This is a genomic window from Lentimicrobium saccharophilum (assembly GCF_001192835.1).
Taxonomy (GTDB): domain Bacteria; phylum Bacteroidota; class Bacteroidia; order Bacteroidales; family Lentimicrobiaceae; genus Lentimicrobium; species Lentimicrobium saccharophilum.
This window is the reverse complement of the sequence record NZ_DF968183.1, coordinates 641,932-661,679: the sequence shown is the minus strand read 5'-3', so window position 1 is coordinate 661,679 and position 19,748 is coordinate 641,932. Positions and strand designations below refer to the sequence as shown.

Annotated in this window: 9 protein-coding genes and 1 pseudogene; 3 read left to right on the top strand and 7 right to left on the bottom strand. The window is 46.4% G+C overall.

Annotated elements, in window-relative coordinates; all coding sequences use genetic code 11:
- Nucleotides 1-115 precede the first annotated feature (115 nt).
- On the top strand, nt 116-3,364 hold the full coding sequence (locus tag TBC1_RS14630; RefSeq protein WP_062044556.1) for a glycoside hydrolase family 2 TIM barrel-domain containing protein: 3,249 nt from the start codon (nt 116-118) through the stop codon (nt 3,362-3,364).
- 142 nt (nt 3,365-3,506) lie between these two features.
- On the opposite strand, the gene TBC1_RS14625 is transcribed toward TBC1_RS14630, so the two are convergent.
- Complete coding sequence (locus TBC1_RS14625) at nt 3,507-5,861, bottom strand: T9SS type A sorting domain-containing protein (RefSeq protein ID WP_062044553.1); 2,355 nt, start codon at nt 5,859-5,861, stop codon at nt 3,507-3,509.
- 769 nt (nt 5,862-6,630) lie between these two features.
- On the bottom strand, nt 6,631-8,202 hold the full coding sequence (locus tag TBC1_RS14620; RefSeq protein WP_062044551.1) for an NHL repeat-containing protein: 1,572 nt from the start codon (nt 8,200-8,202) through the stop codon (nt 6,631-6,633).
- A gap of 396 nt (nt 8,203-8,598) precedes the next feature.
- On the opposite strand from TBC1_RS14620, the gene TBC1_RS14615 reads away from it, so the two are divergent.
- Together TBC1_RS14615 and TBC1_RS14610 are read left to right on the top strand one after the other, a co-directional pair.
- Nucleotides 8,599-9,201 (top strand): hypothetical protein, encoded by a 603-nt coding sequence (locus tag TBC1_RS14615; protein ID WP_236695679.1) that lies wholly within the window; start codon nt 8,599-8,601, stop codon nt 9,199-9,201.
- Nucleotides 9,202-9,399: 198 nt separating this feature from the next.
- Nucleotides 9,400-10,923, top strand: a complete 1,524-nt coding sequence (locus TBC1_RS14610; protein WP_062044545.1) for an AbgT family transporter — start codon at nt 9,400-9,402, stop codon at nt 10,921-10,923.
- A gap of 252 nt (nt 10,924-11,175) precedes the next feature.
- Here the strand turns inward: TBC1_RS14610 and TBC1_RS14605 are convergent, their stop codons facing one another.
- The 5 genes and pseudogenes from TBC1_RS14605 to TBC1_RS18255 form a co-directional block, all read right to left on the bottom strand.
- Nucleotides 11,176-13,683, bottom strand: coding sequence for a LamG-like jellyroll fold domain-containing protein (locus TBC1_RS14605; RefSeq protein ID WP_062044542.1), 2,508 nt, complete (start codon nt 13,681-13,683; stop codon nt 11,176-11,178).
- A 48-nt stretch (nt 13,684-13,731) separates the two neighbouring features.
- A complete protein-coding gene (locus tag TBC1_RS14600) occupies nt 13,732-15,354 on the bottom strand; it encodes a SusD/RagB family nutrient-binding outer membrane lipoprotein (protein ID WP_062044539.1) in 1,623 nt (540 codons plus the stop codon).
- A gap of 71 nt (nt 15,355-15,425) precedes the next feature.
- Nucleotides 15,426-18,752 carry a SusC/RagA family TonB-linked outer membrane protein gene (locus TBC1_RS14595; RefSeq protein WP_062044536.1) on the bottom strand — a complete coding sequence of 1,109 codons (3,327 nt, stop codon included), beginning with the start codon at nt 18,750-18,752 and terminating at the stop codon, nt 15,426-15,428.
- Nucleotides 18,753-19,012: 260 nt separating this feature from the next.
- A complete protein-coding gene (locus TBC1_RS18260; protein ID WP_316931817.1) occupies nt 19,013-19,357 on the bottom strand; it encodes a T9SS type A sorting domain-containing protein in 345 nt (114 codons plus the stop codon).
- A pseudogene (locus TBC1_RS18255) lies at nt 19,349-19,708 on the bottom strand (choice-of-anchor V domain-containing protein); the annotation flags it as partial. The gene TBC1_RS18260 and the pseudogene TBC1_RS18255, both read right to left, overlap by 9 nt.
- Nucleotides 19,709-19,748: the final 40 nt, after the last annotated feature.

Here is a 19,748-nt window from a genome sequence, read left to right as displayed (position 1 = left end):
TGATTCAGGGTCGCCGTGTAGTGCTGATCCCGGCAAACGGAGAAAATTTTGTCTGCAGATCCGGTACTTTGTAAAAATATTACTTAAGTTTGCTGAGAACATTATACTCATTGTTATGAAATTATTTGCGCGTTTAACGCTGCTTGTTCTGGTGATTCCATTTTTTGTGAAGTCGCAATCGCAACCCGAATGGGAAAACGAAAACATCAATTATATCAACCGCGAAAAAGCACGAAACTCCTGGATGCCCTATGCTTCAGAAGAGCAGGCGGTAACTGAAAACCTGAGCCTTTCGCCTTATTATCTTAACCTGAACGGTACATGGAAATTCAATTGGGTGAAACATCCGGACCTCCGCCCGGTGAACTTTTTTCAACCGGGTTATGATGTAAGCTGGTGGGACAATCTTGAAGTGCCATCATGCTGGCAGTTGAAGGGTTATGGAATTCCTGTCTATACCAATGTTACTTATCCGCATGCTGCGAAGCCGCCGTATATTATGGAGCCTGTGCCGGCAGAATTTACAAAACATCAGTATCCGAATCCGGTCGGATCTTATGTGAGGGAATTTGTGCTTCCTGAGGGCTTTAAAGACAGGAGGACTCTGTTACATTTTGCTGGTGTTGAAAGCGCTATGTATGTATGGATTAACGGAAAAAAAATAGGTTATAGTGAAGACAGCCGCCTGCCTGCCGAGTTCGACATTACAAAATATGTCAGGTCCGGTAAAAATACCCTGGCGGTGGAGGTTTATCAATGGAGCGACGGCAGTTACCTCGAAGATCAGGATTTCTGGCGAATGAGCGGCATTTACCGCGATGTTTACCTGCTTTCCGTTCCGGGTACATATCTCCGCGACTACTGGCTGAAAGCTGATTTTGTCAGCGATTTTTCGAAGGCAGAGCTGACCCTGGAAGCCGGTTTCGCAGGTTTTTCGCTTAAAGAAAAGCTAAACCTTGAAGTTTATTTGTTCCCATACGGGCAAAAGAACGAAAAATTGCCGGATCCGGTTTTCAGCTTTGCAATAGATGGAGGGAAAACCTATAAAGCGCCTTTGATTTATAAAGCATCAATCAGCAATCCCAGGCTCTGGTCGGCGGAAGATCCTAATCTTTACCAAGTTCTAATCGTTACCAAAAATAAGGCTGGCAAGGTTTTGATGGTACAAAGCTCCGATTTTGGCTTCCGGAAGGTTGAGATAAAAGATCAGCAACTGTGGGTGAATGGAAAAAGCATAAAGATCAAGGGTGTTAACCGCCATGACATTGATCCCACTGATGGTAGGGCGGTGTCGAAGGCATCCATGCTCAGGGATGTGGAATTGTTCAAGCAATTTAATATAAACACCGTAAGAACAAGCCATTATCCGAACGATCCATACTTTTACAGCTTGTGCGACCGTTACGGTATATATGTAATTGATGAGGCCAATGTTGAATCCCATGGAATGGGTTACGGCGATGAATCGCTGGGCCACGTCAAGAGTTGGCAGGAAGCGCATGTGTCCCGAATTATGAATATGATGGAACGCGACAAAAACCATCCTTCGGTGATTATGTGGTCGCTTGGCAACGAGGCCGGGCCGGGGATAAATTTTGAAGCCGCTTCGGTTGCTTTGAAAAAACGTGATCCTTCACGTCCCATTCATTACGAAAGATACAACGAAGTAGCCGATGTGGTTTCAGTGATGTACCCCGATGTGGAATGGTTCGCAAATCAGGGCAGGAAAGACGACCCCAAACCCTTTTTCATGTGCGAATATGCACATGCCATGGGCAATGCTGTTGGTAACCTGAAAGAATACTGGGAAGCAATTTATACATATCCCCGTTTGATAGGCGGATGCATATGGGATTGGGCCGATCAGGGTCTCTATAAAGAAATTCCTGAAAAACCCGGAGAATATTTTCTGGCGTATGGAGGCGATTTTGGCGATCGCCCTACCGACTGGAACTTCTGTGCCAACGGACTTACCACCGCCGACAGAAAGATTACTCCTAAATTGGAGGAGGTGAAACGGATTTATCAGAATGCATGGTTTGAAGAATCCGATCTCTTAAATGGTGAAATTTTGGTAACAAACCGCAACGCATTTGTTAATTTGAACAAATATAAAGGCTTGTGGGAAATAAGCGAAGATGGTGTAGTGATTCAGTCAGGTGAATTTACAACCGATATCGGAGCAGGGGAAACTAAAAAGCTTACCATTGATTACCAAAAACCTGAGCTTAAACCCGGCCGGGAGTATTTCCTTAATGTATATCTGCAGCTGGCAACCGACGAATGGTGGGCAAAACGTGGCTACACCATTGCAAGTGGTCAGTTTAAATTGCCTTTTGAGGCAGGAAGCCCGGTTTTGTCAGAAAATCAGCAATTGTTTCCGCTTGTTGTAATTGATAATAAGGATATTGTCAGCATTTCCGGAAGGGAATTCAATGTGGTCTTCAGCCGGAAAGCCGGAACCATTATACACTGGAGCCACAATGGGACAGTTTTACTCGATACGGATTTAAGTGCCATTCATGGGATTGAACCCGAAACCGGACTGATTTTCCAGGATACAGTAAGCAAGGCAAGAATAGCCGGACCGCGCACCAATGTTTTCAGGGCACCGGTGGACAATGACTACATTTTCGGGGGAGGCCCGGGTCCGGTATGGCAAAAAATGCAGCTTCACACCTTATCGCACCGGGTTAAATCTTTCCGGGTGGACAAAGAAAGTGATTTTATTGTCAGGGTGTCGGCTGAGATCGCATCGGTATCACCCGGCGGTTTTACGGTTGAATCGCACTATGTATATACTGTTTCAGAGTCGGGTAGCATTGGCGTTGATCTTACCGTTACCCCTCAGGATGTGGATTGGATGCTTCCTAAACTCGGACTGATTATGGAAATGCCTGAAGGATTTGAAAAAGTTACGTGGCTGGGAGCCGGCCCTCACGAAAATTACCGCGACAGGAAGACATCCGCAAAAATTGGCATATACAGCAAAATGGTTCAGGAAATGACCGAAGAATACATCCGGCCTCAGGATATGGGAAACCGGAGCGATGTCAGATGGTTTGCCGTTACCGACCGAAAAGGTGCCGGAATTCAGTTTGTTGCTTCAGAATTGTTGAACTTCAGCGCTTTGCATCACCTGCCGCTTGATCTGGAGATGGCAAATCATCCTTACGAGTTGGAAAAGCGAAAAGAAACCATCCTGACCATTGATGCCGAACACCTTGGACTTGGAGGCGGCAGTTGCGGACCCGGCCCCATGAAGCAATACAGCCTTGATTCTAGCCCGGTTAAGCTTAAGTTTACTATGCTTCCGCTTGATCCTGGTGTTAACTGTTTGAAAGAAACAGGCCGGAGACCTTGATTCCAGATCAGGATTCATTTTTTAGAATCAATTGCTTTAACAACAAAGGCCTGCATCAGCAGGCCTTTGTTGTTTTGCGGTAGCCATTGATAATCAACTGTTATCCAGTGCAAATGGCTGCCTGGTATTGCCGGGGAATTTTTTATTTCCTGATGAACCTCATGGCTGCATTGCCTTCTGATGAACGAATAACAAGTGCATGAATACCTGATGGAAGATCAGATACATCCATCAGGTAGCCTGAAGAGAGGTCCGAAGTACTGATCGACTTTTCTAGAACCAGCGCACCTTTTGAGTCAAAAATCTGAAGTTGCACGCTGCTGCTGTTAAGACCTGGTAAACGAATCCTGAGATTCTCACTCACCGGATTCGGGTATGCTGAAAGTGAAGCAGATAGGTTGTTTTCTTCGAATCCCACAGAATAGTTAGTGGCAATATTTGACATACTGCTGTTCAGGCTGAGGCTTCTTTCACCACCCGGGTTACAGTTATTTGGGTTAACCACTTCAACCATGTAATAAACAAACCCCGAAGCAGCATCGAAATCGGAATAAGAATTAAAGTTTCCGGAAACCGTGCCAATCATTTGCATATCCGAAGGAGTGCTTCCGCGATAAATATTGTATGACTCAACATCAAATCCAACATACGGACTCCAGATCAGGTTCCAGACATCGCCGACACCTTTGCTGATGGTAAGATGTATGGTTTGGTGATATGATTCAGATGGGTAAAGATTTCCGGCTGAATCCCTGAAGGTAACTTTATAACGGGTTGCTTTTACCCTGGGATTTGAGGTTTCATCAATGAATACAGCAGGAGCATCAACCGGAACAGCAGCAATTTCAGTATATTGATTAGAAATATTTCCTTCTTTCAGAACAACATATTCGCTGATGAGGTTGCTGATGGGCTTGTTCCAGGCAATCATGTTCTTGCCTGAGGTCGTATCAACACCCACCATACAGATTTGTAAGTCAGGAAAATCTTCTATGGTAAAGGTGGACGCGCTGGTTGCTGTGATAAACGGATAATAATAGTCTGTGAGACGGATTAAACATTCTCCTGAAGAAATTTCAGGGGTTTGCCAAACAAAACTTTCAGCTCCCCCCGGTAAATAAATATATTCAAGGGCCTGCCAGTTTTGTCCATTATCTGAAGAAAAATCTATTTGCAGGTAGGTAAAATACAGGATTTCTCCTGAATACTCAAACTTGATTTCAAATTCAGTATTTTGATCAAGAATTTCTCCGCCATTTGGTGAAATCAAGGTAAGAACCGGAGTTTCTACTACTTCAAAAACAGGGCTTAAAGTGAAAATTGAAGGATCTGAACTGTTTGATAGTTTAACAACACAGTTGTCAGATGGAATTGAAGGAGCATTAATAACAGCACTGCCGTAATTTTGTGAATATACATTAGTTGCTACTGTTTCGAAAGTAGTGCCGCCATCTGTTGACACTGCAACATCCACATTCCCAATTTCAAAGGAATACCAGCTTACCTCTATGGGTTGATTGGCATAATATCTGTCTTCGGCCTGGGGTGAGTAGAAAATGTATGGGGGAGTGTAAATTGTGAACACATTGTCGCTCTCATCAGCTGCTGATGGAATATTTGGATCTCTGACTCTAAGCTTGGCGTTTGAGCTCGCTGCCTGAGGGACAACAATCTGATCGCTTCCTCCGGTTGGGGAACTGTAACTATACCATAAGGTTGTCCAGGAAACACCTCCATCTAATGAGTAATCGAGAGCTACATAATCGGGTAAATTTTCGCCTGTCCAGGTAACAGTTTCCAGCTCATTATATGTCCAGAATTCTCCGCCGTTGGGACTTACGAGAGTAAATACCGGCGGAGGGCTGATTGTAAAAATATAGCTATCGGCAAAAGCATCCGGGTTGCCGGTAATGGAAGCCCTGAGTTTGCATTGGGTAGATTCTACTTCAGGAGCATCAAAAACATGTGAATTGCCAGTAATTCCAGATGCAATAAGTGTCCAGGTTTCGCCATTATCTGATGAAAACGAAAGGTCTGTCGGTTCATTATGCGATGCATACCAGTTTGCAAGTATGGTAAACCCCTGATAATAATGATCGCCATAGTAAGGAGAATTGAAAAAATAAGCAGGGTTTACAACTGAAAAGGCGTTATCACTTTCGTCGAATAAAAGTGGATTTGAGTTATACTCTGCCACTCTGATTCTTGCCAGACTTGTGATACTAAAGTTTACAAACACTGGTACCTGAGTTGTTCCCTGTATTGTATACACGTAATCAATTATTTCATAACTGACTCCATTGTCGGAGGAGTACTCAACCGTGAGATAGGTAGGATTGCCCGAATAGGTATAGGTTACGAATTCATTTGCTCCATTTACCCAGGTTTCACCACCATTTGGAGAAATTAACTGAATTTGTCCGTAAACATTTTGTGATGCCAAAAACAAATAAAGCAGTATAAGGGGACTTATTAACGAGTAAATTTTTGTTTTCATATATTAGGTATTTTGAACACGATTTTTAACATTTGAATAATAGATTTTGTTTAGAATCGTTTTAAATAGTATAACAAAACTGATAAAAACATTTGGCATTTTTTGTGTCGATTGTCATAATTATATTTAAGAAAACATTATTGTCCGGTTAAAATATGAAAAGAACCTGCCACAAAGATACGGAGACACTAAGTACCACTAAATGAGATAAATAAATTCGTGCAACTTGGTGCCTTTGAGCCACTTCGGCAGGCTCAGTGCATCGATTTGTGGCGAAAAAGTGAAAGTAAGCCGTAACTTCTTACATTCTTCTGAAACCCATAACTACTAAGCATATTGGTCAAATTTTATTATTTTTCCCGGACAACAATGATTTCATATAAGTAATCATTGACATCAGATCATTGATCAGTCTGATCCAAACCCATTCATGAACACTTTCCGCTGAGCACACTGCCGGATAATGGCTATGCGCTTCTGTCCCGGCTTGAATGATAATCTTTAGATGACTTCCAACTGTGGTAATCAGCCGGAATATTAACCTGCTTCAAAGGACAAACCTACTTAAATTTTATTAAAAGAAGTCTTTGCTTTTATGAATTTAGTTATAATGAAAGTAGTACCGGGCTGGTTTCTTATCTGCATTATTCCTGAAAAAATTGAATCCTGATGGATTAAAGCGGAAATAGTAAAACAATAGGTCACCTTAATCGTGAAACCAATGGTTATCAGACTCCTTTGGTCAATTTTCCGGAAAGAAGAAGTCCCTTTATAAAATAGCAATCTTACCAAATCCGGAAAACTTATCGTTCCCGACTGACAGCAGGTAGATGCCCGGCCGGCAAGCTGAAGGTAACTGCAAACGGACCTCATTTGCCTGATCCGACTGCAGCGGTTGCGAAAAAACAGTCTGCCCGCTGATATTATAAAGTCCGGCCTGAAAGGTCATGTTGTGAGGTAGTCCATGAATCAGCAGTATGCGGGAATCTGACGGATCGGCTGAAATCGAAATTTCTTTGGAATGGAGTTGTTCATTGATTCCTGTCACGATGCCGAGATGGTATTTTGAAACGGCAACATCGGCATGATTATTTTGGGTATCGGCATAACCGGCCAGTAATACTTTGGTGGCGGATGGCAGTACCATACTGTTGGCCATATCATGCATATACCCTCCTGCGCTCAATTCATGGATTGCGTAGCCCTGGCCCATGTGAAACCCGGGGTCAGGTGTTCCGTCTTCAAGTGCACGGAGCAGAAAAGTATTGAGATCATTTCCGTCCCAGCTGTATCCGGCAGCCAGGATTTTACCGTCATCCTGAATGCCGACAGCCATAAATGCATTGTCTTCATCTATTGCATATACCTTTAAGCCTGATTCTCCGAAACTATTATCAGGATACCCATTGGACAGGAAGCGCAGCAGCATACCATCGGTACCGGCAATGCCCAGGAAACGGCCTGCCACAATAATCCGGTTTTGCTGATCGATGGCAAGCTGGGTTGCCCTTTCAATAATCATATCCATAATATTCAAACCATCTATAACTGATTTTCCTCCAACCCCGAAAGTGGGGTCTGGTGTGCCATCGGTATTGTACCTGATGAGTACAATGGCATCGTAAGATTGGTTGAAAGCACATGCACTGATCAGGTACTTGTTGTTGTGCAGTACAATGCCGCGCGGTATGTCGTATGAGTCGTTATTGAGATCTGCCACGTTATAGCCATTGGTGCCAAAACCGGTATCCGTGGAGCCATTCGACAGAAACCGCATGATAAAGAGGTCCTCTCGTTCACCGGGGCCACTGATCGGACCTGTTATGACAAATTTGTTGTTTGATAATTTCATTATTGAGGAAGCATATTCATTTTTTCCGAGGTTAACCATCAGTGTGCCTCCATATCCAAAAGTCGGATCGGGTTGACCGGCAGCGGTAAATTTTGCCAGCCCGATGTTCTGATTTCCCCCGTCCCAACATACGCCGGCCACAAGGATTCTTCCATCCGTAAGAATTTCCAGATCGAAACACTGGCTGTTTTCACCTCCAAAACCAAATGAAACAGCTCCCTGGTTTCCAAAGGATATATCTGGCTCGCCACCTGATGTCAACTTGATCAGCAAGCAATCGTTGGGTTCATTGGCATAACCATTTGTTCCGCAAATTATCAGGCCGCCGTCAGGTGCAATTTCAATTACTTCGCCGGAATTGCGTCTCGAATCAAGGTCTGTCAGGCTTTTTCCCCAATTTCCAAACGAAAAATCGAGCGAGCCGGGTATCTGTGCCGGGCAATAACTGATTGAAAGGGCAATGGCAAGCAGGAGGGTGGTGCGTTTCATCTTAGTATGTCTGGTTACTGTTAAGGTCAAATTTAAGACAGATTTTTAATAACAATCGTTATCTACTCCAAATTTATTTGCCAGAGTTAATTTACAGGGATTTCAAACGCAAAATCATACGGAGTCCTGTTAACCGGATGGTCATTTCTGGCGCCCGTAAGTTATTATACATGGTTTAAAACTCAATCCAAGCTTGTTTCTTAATTAATGATTGATCAGGGAAATTCACTTTTGTAATAGCTTTCAGAACTATAATTTTCTGCATCTTTCGATTTATAAGTATATTTGAATGTTCAGATAGAAAATTGTGATGATTCTTTTCCTGTTACCAGCGTAAAAGCGATGCATTTAATCAGGTTGATATCAGGTTTTTTAATGCCTGCATTGGTATTTGTTATGCAATTCGCCACTGCGCAGGAAAGTACTGTCGCAATTGAACAGGGGCTTGGTAAATCAACAACCGGCTATGATGGCAGCGTAATTCTTTTGCCGTTCGATGAAGAAAGCGCTGATGTATTCAGCATCGGCATGAATTATTATTTCCGGCCGGAGCGGGCTTTTTTCAGACTAAACGGCGGACTCACCTTTTATTCCATATATGATGCTGATGCCGCATTCAAATACCTTCGGCTACCGGCAGGGATTGAGTTATGCCTGGGGCGGAAACTACAGATTTTACCTGCTGCTGGTTTATCCGGCAGTTACCTGCTGGATTATAATCCGGACGCGGTTACCGATGATTTTGTTAAAAGCAGGTCTCTTTTTCTGCTGGGTTGGTATTGGAGGCTGGGGATTGGCTTACGGATGATGGATCAATACATGATCAATCTGGCATGGCAGCACAATGCTGATATTACTCACATGTACAAAATCAGTCGTTATTCACCGGGAGGAGCGCCCTACAGTCTGGATGTCAAAGGTTATGAGGGGATGCTGATGCTGGGGATAAGGTGCAATATTTTAAGAAAAAGCAATGTACCTCAGCGGCCGACTGAGTAAGATCCGTTTCTCTTTCTGATTCGGGCAGGGCGTTCAGGTCCTTCCGGTCTTTATTCTGTCTCAGTCTGAAAACCATTTTCCTGATTGAACACCCCGGGGTGTTTATTGTTAATAATTTCAAGGATTTTGCTATTTTTGTTACCTTAATCCGGAATTAACTCCCAGAAAATCTGACTCTTATTTAATAAGCTGGCCATTATGACGACCAACTCCAGAACTTCTTTGTTTTCGCGATTCCTTAACATTGTTGAAAAAGGGGGAAACGCCCTGCCCAACCCGGCAACACTTTTTGCGTTGTTTGCCATTGCCGTGCTGATTTTTTCCTGGATAGGTCAGCTTTTGGGCTGGCAGGCATCGCATCCTGCAACCGGGGAAATCATACAGGTACACAACCTCCTTTCGAACGAAGGATTCAGGAGAATTGTGCTTGAGATGGTTGAAAATTATACCGGATTTGCCCCGCTTGGGATTGTCATGGTTGCATTGCTGGGAATCGGCATTGCGGAAAGCAGTGGTCTTGTTGGGGCGGTCATCAGGCTGCTGGTGCTCAAATCGCCGAAGAAAATGCTCACGTTTGTGCTTGTTTTTTCCGGAATTGTATCCAATGTAGCCAGTGATCTGGGATATGTGCTGCTGATTCCTATGGCAGGCGTGATATTTCATTCTGTAGGGCGGCACCCTGTGGCAGGCATGGCTGCCGCATTTGCCGGTGTTTCGGGCGGCTTCAGCGCCAACCTTTTCATAGGTACCATCGACCCTTTGCTTGCGGGGCTTTCAACCGAAGCCGCCCGGATACTCGATGCAGAATACTATGTGCTGCCGACAGCCAACTATTATTTCATGGTGGCGTCAACCCTGCTGATTTCGTTGCTGGGTACCTGGGTTACAGAAAGAATTGTAGAGCCCCGGTTGGGAAAATATACTGGTGATGTTATACCGGAATCAATGGAAAAGCTTAATCCCCGTGAGCGTAAGGCTCTGCGCTGGGTGATGGTTACATCAGTTGCATGGGTGCTGCTTTTTGCTATTGGACTGTTGCCTGATCAGGGTTTTTTAAGGGGTACTGACAATACCATCCTGCATTCGCCGCTGATCAAAGGGTTCATTGCCTTTCTTTTCTTTATGGCTGCCAGTCTTGGTATCGTTTATGGGGCTGTAACCGGTAAATTTAAGAATGATACAGATGTTGTTAAAGGGATGGCCGACAGTTTTAAAACCCTTTCAGCCTTCCTGGTGCTGGTGTTTTTTGCAGCCCAGTTTGTTGCCTATTTCAAATGGAGCAACCTCGGGCTTGTGATTGCCGTGAAAGGAGCTGCGTTTCTGCATCAGGCCGATCTTGGGCTTATACCTCTGATAATCCTTTTTGTGATGCTGTCTGGATTTATCAACCTGTTTATGGGCAGCGCTTCCGCCAAATGGGCCATTATGGGGCCTGTTTTCATTCCCATGTTCATGCTGCTCGGGTATTCGCCCGAACTTTCACAGGCCATCTTCAGGGTAGGGGATTCCGTTACCAACATCATTTCTCCCATGATGAGCTTTTTTGCGTTGATCATCATTTACTTCGAAAAGTATCAGAAAAACTCCGGACTGGGAACCCTGATCTCAACCATGTTGCCCTATACCATCGTGTTCACCATTTTCTGGACCGCCCTGCTGGTCGGCTGGGTAATGCTCGACCTGCCCCTGGGCCCCGAAGCACCAACCTTGTACATCAGGTAAGTTGAACCGGGCAATACGCTTATAATGTTTATCAGGCCGACGGAGATATGCCTGAATTTACCCGGTTTATTGGTTTTCGGCATTCCGGGAATGCAACTGAATTTATACTTGATGCATGAAGTTATCTTGATTTTATGATTGGTTAAAATGAAAAGGTCTGGCAAGTTATCACAGAACTTGCCAGACCTTTAATCAATAAATATAAATAAATGCCTTTGCCGGCCAGCCTTATGCACTTCCGGCCGGTCAGTCTTATTCAATTACAATCTTTTTCACCTCTGAAAATCCGGGGCTGACCACCTGCAAAAAATACATCCCGCTGCCATGGGCGCTAAGATCGAGGGTGAAGGTGTCGCCATTCCACGGAATAAACCTGATCGGTCGGCTCATATTGTCATAGATGATAATTTCGCCGTTCTTCAGATTGATGGTTTTTTCGAGGGAAATTTCGAAGATGCCGTTTGAAGGATTCGGGAAAACCAGCAAAGCATTTTCTGCAACGGGTTTGGGCTCTGATTTTACAACAATCATAGGGCTGGTAGCGTATGAAATCACGTAGCTGGCAACATCAAGCACCGGGTTAAAACCATCGTTGCAATCGGAGCAGGTAACACCGGTCTGACAGTCCGGATGGTTCGGGTGGCAATAATCCACGTAATTTTCGAAGAATTTATATCCGAGGGTAACATTCCCTGCATTCACATATTCATCCAGGCTGAAATTGAACCAGGGCGCGATACTTCCCGGACACCATCCGGCGCGGTTGTGGTACCATGTGCCATTCTGCGGCTGACAGCCATCGGGATTCGGATTGCAGGTGTTCCAGTTTATCTGGGAATACTTTTTTGCTCCGTTAACATAAATGTCGTGGGTTGCATTGTAAAATTCCGCGGCATTGCTGGTATTGAGGTCGCCCCATCCATGGCCGGTCGACACCAGTTTAAACCTTGAGGCAACCGTATTCTCAGGATATTCATACTGAAAATCGGTAACCGGTTGCAGGTTGGCATAATCACCGAAGGGGAATATTTCGCGCCAGACTTCTTTCACCCTGCTGTAGAGATATGCAGGGGCACCGGAACGGTAGTCGAGGGTGAGGTCATACAGAAACCCGTTGTCCAGGGTCGGACAGGTTGCCCTGAAAGCCGTTTTTCCCTGCAGTATACTCATGTAATCAGTAAGGTCGATAGAGTGGGAACAGGCCACTCCGTAAGGAGTGATGTAGCGGATAATCTCCACCCAGTTGCCTTCCTTGTCCTGCGCTTCGAAATAGGCCACGCGGTCCCAGGCGCCGCAGCCGCCCGTGGGGCAGTGTACATTGAGGGTCGCGATGATCTGATCATATGCACCCAGGAATGAGGGCAGATTGGCTTCAACTGTTTGGGTGATCTGCGTGGGATTGAGCCAGATATCCTTGAAAGCCTGTACCGAAGCATTGGTTGCGGCCGGCTGAATGCTTATGCTCATGGTTTCGGTCTTTACTGCGCCGAAATTGTTGGCTGAAAGCACTTCAATGGTATGGTTGCCGTATCCGGGAGGCGTCCACCATCCGGTAAAATGACCGTTCCAGAAGTTCTGGGCATCAACGGTCTGGCCGTTAATTCTGAATTTGACCCACGCTACAGAAAACAATTCCGGAAATTCGATGGTCGAGATGGCAGCCAGCTGTATGGGCGAGAGCACCGGTACATATACATTTCCCGCCAAAGGATTTCGTATGTCAATGTCGGGGACATGTGTCTGCGGGTCGAGCACATGAAAGCGCTGAATTACCGGTTCGGCAGGATTGTACTGGCCACCTCCGGGCTGGGTGGCTTCCACTTCAACGAGGCCGGGTGCTCCGGTGAGGGTAATGATATTTCCTTCCACGGTTGCCGGGCCTGAAAGAATATTGAAAGTAACCGGCAAGCCGGAGGTGGCTGTTGCTTCGATGGCGAAAGGGGGCTCGTTGTTCAGCTTATTTGGGATAGGAGGGAAGGAAATGGCCTGATAGGTTGGATCAAGGGTTCCGTTGAAATTTGATGTTTCTCCGGTCATCCTGAAGTTGATAAGATCGGCATCCCTTATAGGGGAATCAACCTGTGAAGTAAGTTTGGTAATGGAAGTATTGTCACCCCCGGGAACTCCCTGGTTGAATTTGTAATACATTTCAAGCCCGGGTTCCTGCCCGGTGAGTTCATTGTCCATCATATCCTGTATCTCTTCCTGGGTAAGTGCTTTCGACCAAACACTTACCTCGTCAGTGCGGCCGCACCAGTAAAAGTCCAGTCCGGCCAGAATGCTGCGTCCAATGGAGAACGCAATATTTGTAGCGGTAAATGTTCCACTGGCGGCTTTGCTGCCTTTCAGGATTCCGTTGACATACAGTTTTATTGCACTCCCGTCGTAAATCCAGGCAAAATGCTGCCACACCTGCGGAATCACGGTGTTTGCCGGAGCCACATATTCAAAAAGGGTACCGGCAGAATTCTGGAAACGGCATTCAACCTTGCCATCAGCAAGCTGGATCATGTAGAAACCCTGCGTGCCCCTGAAGCCCATCAGTCCTTGTCCGTAACCAAGCTGATCGTCGTAAAACCAGCCGGCAATAGTAATTCCGGGTTTATTGGCAATGTACTGTGAACCGTTTTCTAGTACCACATAATCAAGGTTGGCACAATCATAGTGCAGGTACTGGTTCGTTTGTGCCCTGAGGCCGGAAAGTGCTGTAAACAGCAGGGCCATCGTCATCAGGGTCAGTTTCAGGTAATTGTTTTTCATGTCTCAGGATTTTGGTTGTGTTGATATTGATGGTTTTTCTTTTAAATGCTAATTTCCGGGAATCCACCAGATCTTAATGCCCGGTTCATCTCCGCCCTGTTTCAGTCGTGCATCATTCAGGTTGGCAGCATTGTATTGGTTTTCGGAAGGGGGATAAGGCATTCTGAAGTGTGCAATCGGATCGCCTTCCCGTGGGGTCATACCTGTACGTCTTGCTTCGGCATAGGCTTCCCAGGGTTGCCTGAAGGCATCAATCCAGCGCTGGGTGTATATGAAGCGAAGTTTTTCCTCATCGCTGACGGCATTCCAGGAGCCGAATTTCATAAGTACAGAAGCTGCATTCAGATTCTGCGGAATGGTGATTTTGTCGGTAAACTTCACCCCGGAGATTGGCAATCTTAAGCGGTCAGCCAGATTTATCCACCATTCAACTGAAGCATTTATTCCATTCATGTATTCAATGTCGGCAGCCGATTTATCTTCGGCAACCCCGATGCCCCTGAAGTATGCTTCTGCCTTAATGAAATGCACTTCTGCACCCGTCATCAGAATAACCGGCATATTGTTTTCGTCGGCTATGATGAAGAAATTGAAAGGGGAGTAGTTGACGTTGTTTTTGATATGATAGTTTCCCATATCGTCGCGGTGGCTGCCATAAGGAATTCCCTGGGCCGACGGTGTTCCCTGGTCCGGAATCTGAGGAAAGGGGATCCACTGCTCATTTTGATCGCCTTCGAAAAAAATGTAAGCCCGGGGATCAAAAATGCCGGAACCGGCGGGATCATCTGTATTGGAGAACTGATGCCAGATGTTTGATCCCATCCGGAGGCCATTGTGCTCGCGAAACGACCAGCTTACACTTTCGTTTGAGAAGCCGTTGGCCCCGGGCCAGATGCAGGCGCTTTCCAGCACAGGGGTGATGAAATCATATCCGTAAATTACCGGCAGATTGTTTTCAATGATATCACCTATAATGGCTGAAGCCAGCTGAGGCTCCTTTTCTGCCATGCGCATGGCATGGCGCAGCCTGAGCGAATTGGCGAATTTGCGCCACATGTCGCGCCTGCCGTTAAACAGCTTGTCGAAGTTGGCAAAGGTGGTGAATGGCTCAGCGATTGCTGCGGTGTCATTGATGTTTTCGGCTGCCCAGGCAAGGTCGTCGAGTAACGACAAATATATGTCGCGCTGATCATCGTAAACCGGGTAAAGTTTGCCCAGGTCCTGGTATCCGTAGCCTGCTGCGGAATATGGAATGTCGCCGAATATGTCTGTCAGCTTAAATGTCTTATATGCTCTGACGATCAAAAGCATGGCCTTCATGTTGGTGGTGGCCGGCGTCTCCGGATAAGTGGCAATCCTTTTTTCCAGTTCCCTGATGGCAGGCAGGGTTTTGTAATAGTTCGACCACATATCCTCAGTGCCAAGGGTAAAATTACCCCATGCCGATTTGGTCAGTGCCGCCTGCTGGGTCTGGGCATACAATATTTCGTTGTTGATGTAGAATTGTTCGTTCCAGGTTGGCAAGAGCGACTGAATTATACCGTTGAATAAGGAGCCGTCACTTGCCGTGGTGAATCCCTGCGGATTGTTGTCAATCTCTTCGAAGTCCTTCCGGCAGGAAGCCAGCATAAGAACTGAGCTTAAGAAGAGTAGAAAATATTTGAGTTTCATATTGAAGTTTTTTCTTGATTTAGGCTTTTCCCTTTGAATTACATCCTGATTTCACGCTTTATCTGCCAGGTTCAGAAGGTAGCGCTGGCGCCAAATGTAAATGACCTTACTCCCGGGAATGATGCCCATTCAAAACCCTGGGCATTTCCTGACCCCATAATCCCTTCCGGATTGATTTTATCAGGCAGTGTGGTATAAATATAGAAAAGGTCGCGGCCGGTAACCGAAAGGGTAAGGCTTTGGAAAACCCTGGTTTTCTTTAATATTGAAGCCGGCAGGGAGTAGCTTACAGAGATTTCGCGCATTTTTACCCAGGTATTCTCCAGTATGCCCGGCGTAGAGACGAATTTGCCCCATCCACCCGCATTGGGAAGGTATTTATAGTAATAATGAACAACCTTGTCATTAACGGTTCCGTCTTCATAGACCCCTTCCAGCACAACCCCGACGTTTCGTGTAATCCCGTCGGGATCAGTATACGGGAGGCCGCCTCCGTCGCGTTCCAGCAGCGTTGACGGGCTTTGTCCGGTCTGCTGTGAAATCACCCATGAACCGCAGTAGATATCACCGCCCCATTTTGTATCAATAAGGGTGCTGATTTTGATATTCCTGAATATCCATTCAGTAGTAAAGCCACCGATAAAGTCCGGCGAGGCATTGCCGATGGGCACGCGGGTGTCGGTTATTTTGTAATGGGTGCCTGCATCGTTCAGGATACGGTTGCCGTTGGCATCATAAACATAATCATATCCGGTAATGGTGCCATATTCGCTGCCTTCGTAAAGTTCCATTGCAGGGCCGTTCAGACCCCAGATATCGGCCAGGTGATAGGTGTCGGAATATCCGCCAAGGCTGAGGATACGGTTGCGGTTACGCGCTAGGTTCAGACCGGCCTTCAGGATAAAATTACGGGTCTGAAGGGGAACGGTATTGAGTATAATTTCAAATCCTTTGTTTGATAGTTCGCCGCGGTTTATAGTAATGTTGTATGATCCTGAACTTACGGGCACGGGCAGACTGAGGATCTGGTCAAACGAATGCTGATAGTACCAGGTAAAATCCACATCAATGCGGTTGTCGAAGAAACCCAGGGTGATGCCTGATTCGTATCCGGTAACGAACTGTGGTTTCAACTCAAAGGGTGGGATTACATCCGGCAGAAAACTGGCTTGCTGTCCGCCAAAAAGGCTGCTGTTGTAATAGAAATTCTTCTGATAGGCCATGGCCGGACTGGCCGTTTGCGCAATGCCTCCCCTGATTTTCATAAAGTTGAGCCAGGGTAGTTTATTTTCAAATTTAAACGCTTCACTGGCGATAAAGCTCAGTGATGCTGATGGATAAAAGTAGGAGTTATTGTTTGAAGGCAGGGTTGACGACCAGTCATTACGGCCTGTCAATTCTAAAAACAGATAGTTTTTGTATGACAGGTTAAGGAAAGAAAAAACTGAATTTGTACGCTGCCTCAGGATGGTTTCGGAGGGGATCAGTTGCAAGCCGGCATCACCGCTGCCAGGGTTGATCACCATGGAGTTTCCGTCGTCATCGGTTTCGAAGATATAATCGGTAAAGTTGAAAAAAGTATACATGTTGGGATAATACCAGGTGCCTGATTTTCCTGCAATGCCGTATGCATTGTAGTCCCAGCGGCTGCTGCCGGCACTCAGCCTGACATTGATTCCTGAACCCAGGATTTCCTTCTTTTCGGCGGTGAGCAGCACCTCCATATTGTCGTTTGTATTCCTGGCAAGGCTGTTGCTGTAGCCGCCACCGAGCATTCCAATGAAATCAACAGGTTTATTCTTTGAGGTAAATTGTTCCACTGAATAATCTCTTCCTATTCGGCCGGTGGCATTCAGCCACGGAGTGATGTCCCAGGTTAAGGCAATCGCACCGGTATATTTGTCGCGGTCCTGCCAGGTATTGTTGTTGTAATAATTCCACCAGATATACCGGTCCACATACAAAAACGGATAACCATCAAGCAGGTTGCGCGATCCGTCAGGCATCTGGTATGTATCCCGGTCAATGCCCTGGTAACTGCGTGGCCATGAATAGAGAAAGCCTTTGCTGAAAGAGTTGCCGTCTTCGCCGATCATGGGACTGTTTTTGCGTTTGAATTTCACGTAAGTAAGCGTTGCATCGGCCCTGAGCTTCTCTGATATCTTGATGTTTGTCCCGAAATTAATGGTGGTGCGGTTGTAATTGCTGTTGTTGATGATGGGGGTGTGGTCCTGGTTTGTCATCGAAAGCCGGATGGTCCCCTTGTCATTGCCTCCCTGCACCGAAACATTATGCGTTTGGGTGATGCCCTGCCTGAAAGGCATTGAGAGGTTATCCGGCTGGGGAGTGTAATTGCGCATTTCGCCGTCCCACCATTTGATCAGTTGTCCTTTCATTTCAGGTCCCCATGAAACGGCAGAGCCATAATACCCGAATTCCTGCGAGGTGGTGGAGGTTGTCCCGTCCTGATCCAGGATCAGCTGGTCGTTGCCATATATCCCGGGGTAGAGCAGGGTTCCGTTTTCATCCACCGGAAAAACTGGTTCGGTGAGGGAAACGGGCCCGCCGTGACCGTATTTGTTCTGCACTTCTCGGTAACGGTAAGGGTCGCTCATTTTGACGGTGTAATTATAGGTAACACCCAAACCCTGTTGCTTTTTGCCCCTTTTGGTGGTAATGAGTATGACTCCGTTGGCTCCGCGTTCGCCATAAAGCGCCGAAGCGGCTCCGCCTTTAAGAACTGTATAGTCTTCAATATCAAACGGGTTGATGTCGGCTATTCCATTTCCCCAGTCCACGCCCCGGCCGATATTGTCAAGCCCCGGATTATTGTCAAGCGGTACATTGTCAACCACAATCAGGGGTTGGTTATTGCGGGCGAGGTTGTTGTTGCCTCGGATTACAATGCGTGTGGAACCGCCTTCAACGCCGTCGCCCTGCGATATCTGCACCCCTGCGCTCCGGCCTGCCAGGGCTCCGATTACATTGGGCGTTGATGAACGCAGGATTTCGCTGGTATTCATCTTTTCTGATGAATAGCCGATCTCCCTTTTCTCCCGTTTAACCCCTAGGGCTGTAACCACTACCTCTTCCAGGCGCCGGGCTTCCGGTACGAGTGAAACATCAATAGTGGCGCGGTTGCCTGCCTGAATCTCGGTGGTGCTGTAACCGATAAAACTGAATACCAGCACGGTCTGTTTCCCCGGCACGTCGATGCTGTACCGGCCATTCACATCGGTGGCAGTGCCCTGCGTTGTGCCTTTGATCAATATGCTTACCCCGGGAAGTGTCTGCCCGTCGTCGGCCCCTCTCACAACACCGGAAATGGTTTGCGCACGGATTGAAGTAATCAGGAATGTCAGGAACAACAATGGTGCAATCTTAGCGATACATGTCATTGGTCAGGGGTTGAGTTTGAAAAGTTTGAATCGACCTGGAATGATGAACATCATTTGATTAAGGATGTAAACTTAATAAAAATATTATTTAAGTATATTGTTGACAGGATTTTTTTTGCCATTGATGACCGAAATTTTATTAACAAAAACGGGAAATTCAATTCAGTCCATAAATTCCCGGGTGTTCATTTCGTCATTCAAATAAAAACGGCCAGATTCATTGCTGAAAATGGCCGCCGGGATAAAAGATATTGCTGTAACTAAAGCACGACAATTTTCCGGTTTGCAAGTCCGTCGGGGGTATAAATCCTCAGGATATATGTACCTTGCGGAAGTTGATGGTTCAGCACCAGGTTGCTGCTGCCGCTACCGTTGGTTTGTTCAATTCCGGCACCGGTATACCGGCCTGAGAGGGTGTAAATTTCAGCTTTAACAACTCCTGGTTTATTCAGGTCTAAATCCAGGTAAACCGATGCTGAACCGGGATTCGGATAAATCCTTGAAATGCCGGCCTGAGTTTCGCTGATGCCAACTGAAAAATTTTCATTAAGCAGCAGTGATGACAGCCTGACATTCGGTTGTGATATCACCCCTGCAATGTACATGGTAACATTGCCTGTCCCGGGAACCGCCGGGGCTGTCCACTGGAAGTTCCAGGTTGCCGTCTGTGTATTCTGTGCAGCCGAATGGGTAACATATTTATTGTTGAATCCTACCAGCTTATTTCCGGTACCTGCAGTGAGTGTGCCAAGCTGATCACCGGCCTGGTTTTGCGGACTTGCCTGAAAACCTTTACGACCTGTTCCCGAAAGGGTTACTGTAAAGTTATAGGTTTGTCCGGCTAGGTATCCTGATGCGGGCACATCGGAATTAAGAATGCCGCTGACCTGGGTGGCGGTACCTCCATGGCAGACCGTGCAGTTCTGGCCGTCACCCGGCGATCCGGTATGACCCGCAGGAGCCCCGGTCGGAGTCCTGGTCCCGTGCTCCCCTCAC